Origin of the sequence: Rhodobacter sp. CZR27, from assembly GCF_002407205.1 — a bacterium.
In the GTDB taxonomy this organism is placed as follows: Bacteria; Pseudomonadota; Alphaproteobacteria; order Rhodobacterales; family Rhodobacteraceae; genus Cereibacter_A.
On the sequence record NZ_CP023548.1, the window covers coordinates 2,649,929 to 2,662,318 of the forward strand.

The window sequence follows — 12,390 nt, forward strand, 5'->3', positions numbered from 1 at the left end:
AAGGCGCGAAAGGCAAGAAGTCAGGGCCGGCGCGGCTTGCGCAGCTCCGGCGGGGTCGCGGTGCCGAGGATGTTCTGCGCCGTCCCGATCACCTGCGAGGCGCGGCCGACGATCAGCGGATCGGGCTGCCCCACCACCTCCGGATCCTTTCCGGGATAGTCGATGGTCGACAGGAAATGGCGCATGCAGTTCAGCCGCGCGCGCTTCTTGTCGTTCGACTTGACGATGGTCCACGGCGCGTCGGCGGTGTCGGTGTAGAAGAACATCGCCTCCTTCGCCTCGGTGTAGTCTTCCCACTTGTCGAGGCTCGCCTTGTCGATCGGCGACAGCTTCCAGCGCTTCAGCGGGTCAGTCTCACGCGCAAGGAAGCGGGTGCGCTGCTCATCCCGGGTGACCGAGAACCAGTATTTGTAAAGCCGGATCCCCGACCGGACCAGCATCCGTTCGAGTTCCGGCGCCTGCCGCATGAACTCGAGATATTCCGAGGGGGTGCAGAAGCCCATCACCCGCTCGACGCCCGCGCGGTTGTACCAGCTGCGGTCGAAGAACACGATCTCGCCCGAGGTCGGCAGGTGCTCGATGTAGCGCTGGAAGAACCACTGGCCCTTCTCGCGCTCGCCGGGCTTGGTCAGCGCGACGACGCGGGCATAGCGGGGGTTCAGATGCTCCATGAACCGCTTGATCGTGCCGCCCTTGCCGGCGGCGTCGCGGCCTTCCATCAGGATGACGAACTTCTGCCCGGTGTCCTGCGCCCAGATCTGCACCTTGAGGAGTTCGGCCTGCAGCTTCGCCTTCTCGGCCTCGTAGCCCGCGCGCCCCATCCGGCGGGCATAGGGATAGTGTCCGCCCTCGAAGGCCTGACGGATCGAGTCCCCGTCCACGGCGGGGAAGTGGCGGGGGCCATGCAGCGGCTCGAGCGGGGTCGCCCCGGCGGCCTCGCCCTGCGGCTCCGGCCCGGCCTCCGGGCCGAGGGGGGCTGGCCCGGCCTCTGCGATCCGCGCCTTCGGCTCGTCCGGCACCGCCGCAGCCGTCGTCGGAGACGGTGCGGCAACGGGCATGTCATCGGGCATCTGCATCCTCCTGTCTCTGCCTGACCAAGGTAGGAAACCGGATCCGTTGCGCACCATGATCCGCATCATTGTGATCCGGCGCCGGATGCGCCGAATGGAGGGTGGCGCGCACGCCACCCTCGGAAGGGCATCAATCTTGCCGGTAGAAAGCAGCTTTTCTCAAAGTCTTGCAAGCTTGTGACATACCGCCCGCCCCCTGATTGCGCATACCCAATCTGGGGTAAACAGCCCGGTAAACTTAATTCACCGGCTGAAGGCAGACAGCCCGCAAAACCTGATTCACCGCGCCGAAAGCGGGATCAACCGATCCAGCACTTCCTGCCAGTCGGAAAGGACGAGAAGCCGGCCCGCGCCGGGCAGCGTCCCGGGCCGGACCGCCGGGAAGGGCGCGGCGAACCGGGCGACGGCCTGCGGCGGCGCGACGGGGTCCTCCTCGCCGTGCAGCAGCCGGACCGGCACCCGCGCCTGCCGCAGCAGCCCGGCCCACCCCTGCCCCGCATCGAGGCGGCTGCGCGTGAAGGCCTCGTGCGCCGAGCCGCCGGGGCCGATGCAGATGTCGGTTCCCGCGATCAGCGTGGCGCGCAGCTCCGCCCCGCGAAGTGCCGCGGCATCGGCCGGCGACGCGCCGAACATCAACCGAAGGGCGCTCTCCTTGCCCCGCAGCCGGGCCTGCACGGCGGCCGCCTGCACGAGGAAGCCCAGCGCCTCGGGCGAGGCGCGGCCGGTGGCGGCCAGAAGACGCGACCAGCGGTCGCGCGACGCGTCGCACTCCGCCCCGGTCGGCGGCAGGTCGAGCGCGCAGCCGAGGATGCCCGAGACAAGCCGCGGTCGCAGCCCCGACAGGGTCAGGGCGAACCGGAGGTCGGCGCCAAGCGCCAGCACGGCGCAGCGGCTGATACCCAGCTGGTCGACCAGCGCGACCAGATCCAGCGCGGTCCCCTGCGTCAGGTCCGAGGCCTCGGGCAGCGGGTGACTGCGGCCATAGCCGGCGCGGACCGGCACGACGACGCGCAGTCCGCGCAGGCGGGCGGCCCGCTCGGCCGCGGGCAGCCAGCGCGCCAGACCGTAGTCGCCGTGCAGGTGCAGGATCGGCGCACCGGCCGGGTCGCCGAACTCGGTCCATTCCATGCGCCGGCCGTCCGGCAGGACGAGGCTGCGCATCGGCAGCGGGTCGAGCGCGCCGCCTGCCGGCGATCCCGCGGTCGCGCGCGCGCCCTCGTGCAGCGCGATGTCCATCAGCCCCAGCACCAGCCGCAGAAGCTCGGGCTGGGAATGCGTCTCGGTCTTCGACTGGATCGAGCGCATCTGCGTGCGCACGGTGTCCACCGCCCGGCCCCGCAGTTCCGCGATGTCCCGGATCGGCAGGCCCAGCGTCAGGCCGCGGACGATCTCGACCTCGGCCGGCGTCAGGCCGAACGTCTCCTGCAGCAGCGCGCCGAAGTCCTCGGGCCAGACCGGATCGGTCGAGATCACCATGGCCTGCGGCCGCGCGTCGTGGCGGTCGATCGGGCAGACCCGCAGGATGACCGGCGCCCCGGTGATGCTGGAGCGGAGCCGCAGGTTCGTGGGCCGCTGCGCCCGCCGCGCCACCATCCGGATCGTCGAGGACAGCGTCACCACATCCGCCGCCTCGAAGGGCAGCGCCGCCAGCGGGGCGCCGGGCGCGATGCCGAAGGCCGATCCGGCCGCGCGGTTGCAGGCCGAGATCCGCATGATCCCGTCGCTGAGGAAGGCCGGCACGCGCAGCACGCCGCAGAGTTCGGGCGAGGTGGACGGTGGCGCGGCGGCCGCAGGCAGCCGGTCGAGGAACCGGCGGGCGCGCCTCAGATGGCGCTCGAAGTCCGGATGGCGCAGGGGCAGCGCGGCCGGAGGCAGCACGGCCAGCACCGCCTCCCATGCCGCCACGAAATCGCCGAGCCGCCCCGGGTCGAGCGCCACCGCATAGAGCAGGTGAACCAGCGACGTCAGGGCGTCGCTTGCCTCGTCCGCGAGGCTGTGGTCCTCCGCCTGCTCGAACATGCCCTGATCCGCCGGATTCGAATTCCGACCTTTCGTGACATGAATGCGTCACCGAGCCAACCGATTGCTAAGATGCGGGACGCTGCGCCGCAGTGGCCTTTTCCCGGCCGGGCCGAGGGGATACCTTCGCTTCCGAAGGAGAAGCCCATGCTCAAGATCTATGGCGTCTATCGCTCGCGGGCCTCGCGGCCGCTCTGGCTGCTGGCCGAACTCGGCCTGACGTTCGACCACGTCCCCGTCATCCAGGCCAGCCGTCTGGAACGCTCCGACGCCGCCGATGCGCCGCTGAACACCGCCTCTCCCGCCTATCTCGAGGTCAACCCGCTCGGCCAGATCCCCTGCATGGAGGACGACGGGCTGATCCTGACCGAGTCGCTGGCCATCACGCTTCACATCGCGCGCCAGCACGGCGGCGGGATCGGGCCGGCAAGCGAGGCCGAGGATGCGCAGATGGTGAACTGGGCGCTGTTCGCGGCCACCTCGATCGAGCCCCCCGCGCTGGAGATCCAGTTGATCCAGCGCGCCGGCGGCGAGGCTTCGGCAGAAGGGCAGGCGGCCATCTCGATCGCTGCGGAACGGCTCCGGCGCCCGTTCGACCGGCTGGAGCGTCACCTCGCGACGCAGGACTGGCTGGTGGGCAGCCGCTTCACGGTGGCCGATCTCAACACGGCCGAGGTCGTGCGCTATGCCCAGGGCCATGCGCCGCTCCTCGAGGCGCGGCCGGCGCTGGCGGACTGGCTTGGCCGCTGCCAGTCGCGCCCGGCCTTCCGCGAGATGATGCAGCACCGTCTGGCCGAGCCGGAATAATCCCATCGACCCCGACGCCCTCAAGATCTTGCGCATCCCCACCGGGGGATGATCTACTGCTGCGTCAAACGCCCAGACAAGAATCGAGCAGCCATGGCCAATGACCTCCTCTCCGGCCAGCCGGAAACCTATGACGCTTCCTCGATCGAGGTGCTCGAAGGGCTGGAGCCGGTCCGCAAGCGCCCCGGCATGTATATCGGCGGCACCGACGAGCGCGCGCTGCACCATCTCGTCGCCGAGGTGCTGGACAACTCGATGGACGAGGCGGTGGCGGGCCACGCCACCCGGATCGAGGTCGAGCTGCACCTCGACCATTCCGTGACGATCCGCGACAACGGCCGCGGCATCCCGGTCGATCCGCATCCGAAGTTCCCGGGCAAGTCGGCGCTGGAAGTGATCCTCTGCACGCTGCACGCGGGCGGCAAGTTCTCGGGCAAGGCCTACCAGACCTCGGGGGGCCTCCACGGCGTCGGCGCGTCGGTGGTGAACGCGCTGTCGGACACGATGCGGGTCGAGGTGGCACGCAACCGCGAGCTTTGGGTGCAGAGCTTCGCGCGCGGCGTGGCGCAGGGTCCTGTGAAGATGGTCGGTCCCGCCCCGAACCGGCGCGGCACCACGGTCACCTTCCACCCCGACCCCGAGATCTTCGGCCACCTGCAGTTCAAGCCGCACCGGCTGATGAAGATGGCGCGCTCCAAGGCCTATCTGTTTTCAGGCGTCGAGATCCGCTGGAAATCGGCGATCCCCGACGGGGACACGCCGCATGAAGCGGTGTTCCACTTCCCCGGCGGCCTTGCGGACTATCTGGCCGAACAGCTCTCGGGCGCCACGACCTATGCCGAGAAGCCCTTTGCCGGAAAGGTCTCGTTCCAGGAGAAGTTCGGGGTTCCCGGCTCGGTCGAATGGGCGATCAACTGGACGCCCGCGCGCGACGGCTTCATCCAGTCCTATTGCAACACCGTCCCTACGCCCGAGGGCGGCACGCATGAAAGCGGCTTCTGGTCGGCGATCCTGAAGGGCATCCGTGCCTATGGCGAGCTGGTGAAGAACCGCAAGGCGGAGGCCATAACCCGCGACGACATGCTCGCCGGCGGCTCGGCGCTGATCTCGGTCTTCATCCGCGAGCCGCAGTTCGTGGGCCAGACCAAGGACCGCCTCGCCACCGAGGAAGCCGCGAAACTGGTCGAGAACGCCGTCCGCGACCACTTCGACAACTGGCTGGCGGCGAACACCAAGTCGGCCGGCGCCATTCTCGACTTCCTCGTGCTGCGCGCCGAAGAGCGCATCCGTCGCCGGCAAGAGAAGGAAACCCAGCGCAAGAGCGCGACCAAGAAGCTACGCCTGCCCGGCAAGCTGGTGGACTGTTCCGCCACCGCCCGCGAAGGCACCGAGCTTTTCATCGTCGAGGGCGACTCGGCGGGCGGTTCGGCCAAGATGGCGCGGGACCGCGCCACCCAGGCGCTGCTGCCGCTGCGCGGCAAGATCCTGAACGTGCTGGGCGCGGCCTCGGGCAAGATGGGCGCGAATGCCGAGATCAACGACCTCTGCCAGGCGCTCGGCACCGGGATGGGCACGAAGTTCCGGATCGACGATCTGCGCTATGACAAGGTCATCATCATGACCGATGCCGACGTGGACGGCGCCCACATCGCCTCGCTGCTGATGACCTTCTTCTTCACCCAGATGCGGCCGCTGATTGACCGCGGACACCTCTACCTCGCCTGCCCGCCGCTCTACCGCCTGACCCAGGGGGCCAAGCGGCTCTACGTGGCCGACGACGTGGAAAAGGAGATCTGGCTGGCGAAGGGCCTCGGCGGCAAGGGCAAGATAGACGTGCAGCGCTTCAAGGGGCTGGGCGAGATGGACGCCAAGGACCTGAAGGACACGACGATGAACCCGGCGACGCGGAAGCTGATCCGCGTCTCGATCGACGAGGACGAACCGGGCGAGACCGGAGACCTCGTGGAACGCCTGATGGGCAAGAAGCCGGAACTGCGCTTCCAGTACATCCAGGAAAACGCGCGCTTCGTGGAAGAGCTGGACGTCTGAGCCGCCGCGCTCGCGGGGCCGGCGCCTCGTTCAGCGCCCGGACCCTCTGCCATCCGGGGGCGCCTGCCCCCGGCGGCCGGTGCCTCAGTCGCGGCGCAGGCCTTTCAGCGCATCCGCGAAGGGATTGCTCGCGCCGCTTTCGCGCGGAGCGGCCTGCCGGGGCAGCGGCTTGGTGCCCTTCCGCGGAGGCTCGGCCGACCGGCGTTCCGTGGCTTGGGCGCGCGCGTCGGCGCTGTCCTTGCGCATGGTCAAGCCGATGCGCTTCCTCGGCACGTCCACCTCGACCACGCGCACCTTCACCACGTCGCCCGCCTTCACCACCTCGTGCGGGTCCTTCACGAAGCGGTCGGCCAGCTGGCTCACATGCACCAGCCCGTCCTGGTGAACGCCGATATCGACGAAGGCGCCGAAGGCCGCGACGTTGGTCACCGTCCCTTCCAGCAGCATCCCCACCTTGAGGTCCGAGATCTCCTCCACGCCCTCGGTGAAGGTGGCGGTCTTGAAGGTCGGGCGCGGGTCGCGGCCGGGCTTCTCGAGTTCGGCAAGAATGTCGCGGACGGTCGGCAGGCCGAACCGCTCGTCGGTGTAGTCCGAGGGGTCAAGCGACCGCAGCCGCTGCGGTTCGGCCATCAGCGTGCGCAGGTCGCGCCCGCAGGCGGCCACGATCTTCCGCGCCACGTCATAGGCTTCCGGGTGGACCGCCGAGGCATCGAGCGGCTCGGCCCCGTTCGGGATGCGCAGGAAGCCCGCCGCCTGCTCGAAGGCGCGCGGCCCGAGGCGGGCCACCTTCAGCAGGTCGCGGCGCCTGGCGAAGGGGCCGTTCGCGTTGCGGTGCTGGACGATGGCCTCGGCCAGCGTCGGCCCGACGCCCGAGACGCGGGCCAGAAGCGGCGCCGAGGCGGTGTTGAGGTCCACACCCACCGCGTTCACCGCATCCTCGACCACCGCCTCCAGCGACCGGCCGAGGCGATGCTGGTCCACGTCATGCTGGTACTGGCCGACGCCGATCGACTTCGGCTCGATCTTCACCAATTCGGCCAGCGGGTCCTGAAGGCGGCGGGCGATCGAGACCGCTCCGCGCAGGCTCACGTCGAGATCGGGAAACTCCGCGGCCGCCAGCGCGCTCGCGGAATAGACCGAGGCGCCGGCTTCGCTGACGATCACCTTCACGGGCTTCGGCGCATCGCCGGGCAGCGCGGCCAGCAGGTCGGCCACCATCTTCTCGGTCTCGCGGCTCGCCGTGCCGTTGCCGATGGCGATGAGCGTCACGCCATGCGCGCGGATGAGCCGGAGAAGCTCGATCTGCGAACCGCGCAGGTCGTTCTTCGGCTGGAACGGATAGATCGTCGAGGTGGCGAGCAGCTTGCCCGTCGCATCCACGACCGCCACCTTGCAGCCGGTGCGGATGCCCGGATCGATCCCCATCGTGACCTTGCCGCCCGCAGGCGCCGCCAGCAGCAGGTCCTTGAGGTTCCGCGCGAAGACCCCGATGGCCTCGGCCTCGGCGCGCTCGCGAAGCTCTGCCATCAGGTCCAGCGTGAGCGAGGTCCTGAGCTTGACGCGCCACGCCCAGGAGGCCGCCTCGCGCAGCCAATGGTCTCCCGGCCCCTTCCCCGCCGCCTGAAGCGCCAGGCCGGCCATGCGCTCGGCCGGGCTCTCGCCCCGCGCCGCGTCTGCATCCACGTCCAGGTCGAGCGTCAGCACGCCCTCGTTCCGCCCCCGCAGCATCGCCAGCACCCGGTGGCCTGCCGCCGTGGCCCAGGCCTCGGAATGGGCGAAATAGTCCGAGAACTTGGCGCCCTCGACCTCCTTGCCCTCGACGACCTTCGCCGAGACGCGGCCCACCTGCTTCATGTGGGCGCGGAGCCGCCCCAGCAGGTCGGCATTCTCCGAAAGCCCCTCGGCCACGATGTCGCGTGCGCCCTCGAGCGCCGCCTTCACGTCCGGCACGGCTTCCGTCACATAGGCCTTCGCAAGCTCGGCCGGCACCGCCGTCCGGTTGGCGAGGATCGCCTCGGCCAGCGGCCCGAGGCCGTTCTCGCGTGCGATCATGGCCTTGGTCCGGCGCTTCGGCTTGTAGGGGAGGTAGATGTCCTCCAGCTCGGCCTTGGTCACCGCCTTCACGACCTGCACTTCCAGCTCCGGCGTCAGCTTCCCCTGATCCCGGATCGAGCCGAGGATCGTCTCGCGCCGCGCCTCGAGTTCGCGCAGATAGGCCAGCCGCTCGTCCAGCGTGCGCAGCTGCGTGTCGTCGAGGCCCCCCGTCACTTCCTTCCGGTAGCGGGCCACGAACGGCACGGTCGCACCGCCGTCGAGAAGCTCGATGGCGGCAGAGACCTGATCGGGGCGTGCCCCGATCTCGGAGGCGATCAGCGAGGGAATGCGGCGGATGGCGTCGGTGCTCATGAGGATCAGGCTCTCGTCAAACGGGAGCCGGACCCTACCGCGCCTGCGCGTGGAACGGAAGGGAGACGGTCGCGATGGGGACTGCCGCCGTCGACGCCGCGCGGAACGGAAGCGCGCCTATTCCTGAATGGTGCGCAGATACTGCTCGAGCTGCACGAGCCGGATCGGCGTCGGCGTCAGGATGCCGTCGCCACCGTCGTATGGCACGACCTCGCTGTCCAGAAGCGGCCCGAACTCGGGCATTACCCGGCCCCCAGGCTTCGCATAGCCCCAGATCTGCGCCATGACGCGGGTGCCGGGGAAGGCGCCGCCGTTGCGCTTCGACAGCGTGGTCAGGTTGGCCGGCTTCTTGTCGAGCAGGGCAGCCATTTCGCCGTCGCCCTTGCCGCCTTCGCCGTGACACCCGGCACAAAGGGCGGTGAAATCGGCGCGGCCGGTGGGGATCTCCGGCTGCTGCGTGCAGGCGGCGAGGGAGAGGGCGGCGAGGACAAGAACGGGCGCAAGTTTCATGGGAGCATCCTTCCTTTTGTTCCAGATCAACATCCGGAAGTTGCCCGTGCCTTGACGCAGATCAGCCCCCGACGACGCGACCGGCGTCCAGCCGCACCACCCGGTCCATCCGCGCCGCGAGGTCGAGGTTGTGCGTGGCGATCAGCGCCGAGAGGCCGGTGGAGCGCACCAGATCCATCAGGACGCCGAACACCTGGTCCGAGGTGCCGGGATCGAGGTTGCCGGTCGGCTCGTCCGCCAGAAGAAGCCGCGGCTGGTTCGCAAGCGCCCGGCAGAAGGCCACGCGCTGCTGCTCTCCACCCGACAGCGCCGCCGGTCGATGGTCCGCGCGCGGTGCAACGCCCACGCGGTCGAGGAGCGTCCGCGCCCGCGCCTCGGCCTCTCGCCGGGATATGCCGTCGGCCAGCTGCGGCAGCACGACGTTCTCGAGCGCGGTGAACTCGGGCAGCAGGTGGTGGAACTGGTAGATGAAGCCCACCTCGCGCCGCCGCGTCTCGGTGCGCGCGCGGTCGCCGAGGCCGCCCATCGCGATGCCGCCGATCTCGACCACGCCCTCGTCCGGCGTGTCGAGCAGGCCCGCGATGTGGAGAAGCGTGGACTTGCCGGCCCCCGACGGCGCCACCAGCGCCACGACCTCGCCGGTGCCGATGGAGAGCGTTGCGCCGCGCAGCACGGTCACCTCGCCCGGCTTGCCGCGGTTGTAGGCCTTGGTGATCGCCTGAAGCTTCAGCATGTCACTCATAGCGCAGGGCCTCGACCGGGTTCATCCGCGCGGCCCGGCGGGCGGGGATCAGCGTGACCACGAACGAAAGCCCCAGCGACAGCGCGACCGCCGACAGCACGTCCTGCAGTTGCAGCTTCGCGGGCAGCGCGTAGATGCCGCGGATCGACGGATCCCAGACGCCGCCGCCCGAGACGTAGTTCACCAGCGAGAAGATCGGGTCGATGTAGATCGTGAAGAGGCAGCCCAGCGCCACGCCCAGCGCCGTGCCGATCAGCCCGGTCGAGGCGCCGCAGAGGAAGAACACGCGCAGGATCGAGCCTTCCGTCAGCCCCATGGTGCGCAGGATGCCGATGTCGCGGCCCTTGTTCTTCACCAGCATGATCAGCCCCGAGACGATGTTCATCGAGGCGATCAGCACGAGGATCGACAGGATCACGAACATCACGTTGTCCTCGATGGTCAGGGCGCGCAGGAAGGCGCCGGCGGACTCGCGCCATGTCCAGAGCATCGCTCCCTCGCCACCCGCCTGCATCAGGGCCGGGGCAAGGTCGTCCACCGTCTCGGGGTCCTGCACCATGACCTCGATCTCGTCGGCGCGGCCTTCGCGGTTGAAGTAGCTCTGCGCCTCGGCGAGTGGCATGTAGATCCGCGTCCGGTCGATGTCGTAGCGCCCGGCGGTAAAGACATAGACCACCTCGTAGGCCGAGACGCGCGGCGAGGTGCCGAAGGCGGTCTTGACCCCGTCGGGTGAGATCAGCCGGACGCGGTCGCCGACCGTGACGCCCAGTTCCTGCGCGACGCCCGAGCCGATGGCGATGCCCTCGTCGAGGCGCGCAAGATCGCCGTAGGCATCGGCGGCCGAGCCGATGCGCGGAATCGACTCCACATCCTCGCGCCGCATTCCGAACACCTCGACCCCGGTCGAACGACCGTTCGCGGTGGCCATCACCTGCCCCTTCACCACTGGCGCGGCGCGGGTGACGCCGGGGACGGCGCGCACGCGCTCGGCCACCGGATCGTAATCCTCGAAGCCGCGGATCAGCTGGCCGGTCTCGCTGACGCGGCCGGCGGAATACACCGTGACATGGGCGTTCGAGCCGAGGATCGTATCCACGAACTCGGCCCGGAAGCCCGCGCGGACGGAGAGCGTGGCGATCAGGGCGAAGACCGCCAGCGTGATGCCGACGAGGCTGATCCAGGTCATCACCGAAACCCCGCCTTCGGCGCGGCGGGCGCGCAGGTAGCGCCAGGCGATCATCCATTCGAAGGCGGCAAAGGGCCGGGTCCGGCTCGCCATGGTCTTCCCTTCCTCTCGCATGTCGTCACCCGCCCGCGGCGGTCCGGAGGCTGCCCCATGCACAGCCCCCGGCCACTTCGTCTCTCAAGGGCGGCGCCGGCGCGCCCTCGGGCGTCAGATGCCGGCGTAGATCTGGGCGATCCGGTCCACGGCGGCGCCGGTCGACATCTCCTCGCTCTCGCCGGTGCGGCGGCAGGTCAGTTCCACCTTGCCGTTCGCGATCCCGCGCGGGCCGACAGTGATCCGCCACGGCAGGCCGATCAGGTCCATCGTGGCGAACTTCGCCCCTGCCCGCTCGTCACGGTCGTCATAGAGCGGGTCGAGACCCTTGGCCGCCAGATCGCGGTAGAGCCCCTCGCAGGCGAGATCGGTCGAGCTGTCGCCCTGCTTGAGGTTCACGATGCCGACGCGGAACGGCGTGACGCCCTCCGGCCAGATGATGCCCTTGTCGTCGTGGCTCGCCTCGATGATCGCGCCCAGCAGCCGCGACACGCCGATCCCGTGCGAGCCCATGTGCACGGGCACGCGGCTGCCGTCGGCGGTTACCACGGTCGCACCCATCGGCTCGGAATACTTGGTGCCGAAATAGAAGATCTGGCCGACCTCGATCCCGCGCGAGGTGCGGCGGCGCTCCTCGGGGATCTGGTTGAAGATCGCCTCGTCATGCGTCTCGTCGGTTCGGGCGTAGGGGGTCGTCCATTCCTTGACGATGGCTTCGCATTCCTCGCGGCTGTCGAAGTCCACCACGCGGTCGCCGAACTTCAGGTCGGTGATGGCCGCGTCATAGAACACCTCGGACTCGCCGGTCGAGGCGAGCACGAGGAACTCGTGCGTGTTGTCGCCGCCGATCGGGCCGGAGGCCGCGCGCATCGGGATCGCCTGCAGGCCCATCCGCTCGTAGGTGCGCAGGTAGCTCACCATGTGGCGGTTGTAGGCGTGGATCGCGCTGTCGAAGTCGAGGTCGAAGTTGTAGCCGTCCTTCATCAGGAACTCGCGCCCCCGCATCACGCCGAAGCGCGGCCGGATCTCGTCGCGGAACTTCCACTGGATGTGGTAGAGCGTCAGCGGCAGGTCCTTGTAGCTGTTCACATGGGCGCGGAAGATGTCGGTGATCATCTCCTCGTTCGTCGGCCCGTAGAGCATCTCGCGCTTGTGGCGGTCGGTGATGCGCAGCATCTCCTCGCCATAGTCGTCGTAGCGCCCGCTCTCGCGCCAGAGGTCGGCGGGCTGCAGCGTCGGCATCAGAAGCGGGATGTGGCCGGCGCGGATCTGCTCCTCGTGGACGATCTGCTCGATCCGGCGCAGGACCTTGAAGCCCATGGGAAGCCACGAATAGATCCCCGCCGCCTGCTGCTTGATCATGCCGGCGCGCAGCATGTAGCGGTGGCTGACGATCTGCGCCTCGGAGGGGTTCTCCTTCAGGACGGGCAGGAAATAGCGGCTCAGGCGCATGGGTGGCCCCGTGTGTCTCGGTGTTGAGTGTTCGGCAAGGGGTTTAGGCGAGGCTG

9 protein-coding genes are annotated in these 12,390 nt (G+C 69.3%); 2 read left to right on the top strand and 7 right to left on the bottom strand.

The window, feature by feature from the left end; genetic code table 11:
* Window positions 1-20: 20 nt before the first annotated feature.
* Window positions 21-1,070: a polyphosphate kinase 2 gene (ppk2, locus tag CK951_RS12940; RefSeq protein WP_096787258.1), complete on the bottom strand. Its 1,050-nt coding sequence runs from the start codon at window positions 1,068-1,070 to the stop codon at window positions 21-23.
* 279 nt (window positions 1,071-1,349) lie between these two features.
* Entirely contained in the window at window positions 1,350-3,089 is a 1,740-nt protein-coding gene (locus CK951_RS12945) for a LuxR C-terminal-related transcriptional regulator (protein WP_096786540.1), read from the bottom strand.
* Between the two features lie 147 nt (window positions 3,090-3,236).
* Between CK951_RS12945 and CK951_RS12950 the strand changes: the two genes are divergently transcribed.
* Together CK951_RS12950 and parE are read left to right on the top strand one after the other, a co-directional pair.
* On the top strand, window positions 3,237-3,896 hold the full coding sequence (locus CK951_RS12950) for a glutathione S-transferase family protein (protein WP_096786541.1): 660 nt from the start codon (window positions 3,237-3,239) through the stop codon (window positions 3,894-3,896).
* A gap of 93 nt (window positions 3,897-3,989) precedes the next feature.
* The gene (gene parE, locus CK951_RS12955) at window positions 3,990-5,945 is read left to right on the top strand and encodes a DNA topoisomerase IV subunit B (RefSeq protein ID WP_096786542.1); all 1,956 of its coding nucleotides are present in this window, start codon (window positions 3,990-3,992) and stop codon (window positions 5,943-5,945) included.
* Between the two features lie 84 nt (window positions 5,946-6,029).
* Here parE and CK951_RS12960 read toward each other — a convergent pair whose 3' ends face one another.
* The 5 genes from CK951_RS12960 to proS form a co-directional block, all read right to left on the bottom strand.
* Window positions 6,030-8,351 (bottom strand): Tex family protein, encoded by a 2,322-nt coding sequence (locus CK951_RS12960; RefSeq protein WP_096786543.1) that lies wholly within the window; start codon window positions 8,349-8,351, stop codon window positions 6,030-6,032.
* 117 nt (window positions 8,352-8,468) lie between these two features.
* Window positions 8,469-8,894, bottom strand: coding sequence for a c-type cytochrome (locus tag CK951_RS12965; RefSeq protein WP_394341547.1), 426 nt, complete (start codon window positions 8,892-8,894; stop codon window positions 8,469-8,471).
* Window positions 8,895-8,922: 28 nt separating this feature from the next.
* Window positions 8,923-9,603: an ABC transporter ATP-binding protein gene (locus CK951_RS12970; RefSeq protein ID WP_096786545.1), complete on the bottom strand. Its 681-nt coding sequence runs from the start codon at window positions 9,601-9,603 to the stop codon at window positions 8,923-8,925.
* Window positions 9,596-10,882, bottom strand: coding sequence for a lipoprotein-releasing ABC transporter permease subunit (locus tag CK951_RS12975; RefSeq protein ID WP_096786546.1), 1,287 nt, complete (start codon window positions 10,880-10,882; stop codon window positions 9,596-9,598). The genes CK951_RS12970 and CK951_RS12975 overlap by 8 nt, the downstream gene beginning before the upstream one ends.
* 114 nt (window positions 10,883-10,996) lie before the next feature.
* Window positions 10,997-12,334, bottom strand: a complete 1,338-nt coding sequence (proS, locus tag CK951_RS12980) for a proline--tRNA ligase (RefSeq protein WP_096786547.1) — start codon at window positions 12,332-12,334, stop codon at window positions 10,997-10,999.
* Between the last annotated feature and the right edge of the window lie 56 nt (window positions 12,335-12,390).

What these genes read in the sequence shown, in the direction of transcription:
- CK951_RS12975 (WP_096786546.1), bottom strand. Translation starts at nt 10,882, where the DNA reads ATGGCGAGCCGGACCCGGCCCTTTGCCGCCTTCGAATGGATGATCGCC.
- CK951_RS12965 (WP_394341547.1), bottom strand. Translation starts at nt 8,894, where the DNA reads ATGTTGATCTGGAACAAAAGGAAGGATGCTCCCATGAAACTTGCGCCC.
- CK951_RS12945 (WP_096786540.1), bottom strand. Translation starts at nt 3,089, where the DNA reads ATGTTCGAGCAGGCGGAGGACCACAGCCTCGCGGACGAGGCAAGCGAC.
- CK951_RS12950 (WP_096786541.1), top strand. Translation starts at nt 3,237, where the DNA reads ATGCTCAAGATCTATGGCGTCTATCGCTCGCGGGCCTCGCGGCCGCTC.
- CK951_RS12960 (WP_096786543.1), bottom strand. Translation starts at nt 8,351, where the DNA reads ATGAGCACCGACGCCATCCGCCGCATTCCCTCGCTGATCGCCTCCGAG.
- ppk2 (WP_096787258.1), bottom strand. Translation starts at nt 1,070, where the DNA reads ATGCCCGATGACATGCCCGTTGCCGCACCGTCTCCGACGACGGCTGCG.
- parE (WP_096786542.1), top strand. Translation starts at nt 3,990, where the DNA reads ATGGCCAATGACCTCCTCTCCGGCCAGCCGGAAACCTATGACGCTTCC.
- CK951_RS12970 (WP_096786545.1), bottom strand. Translation starts at nt 9,603, where the DNA reads ATGAGTGACATGCTGAAGCTTCAGGCGATCACCAAGGCCTACAACCGC.
- proS (WP_096786547.1), bottom strand. Translation starts at nt 12,334, where the DNA reads ATGCGCCTGAGCCGCTATTTCCTGCCCGTCCTGAAGGAGAACCCCTCC.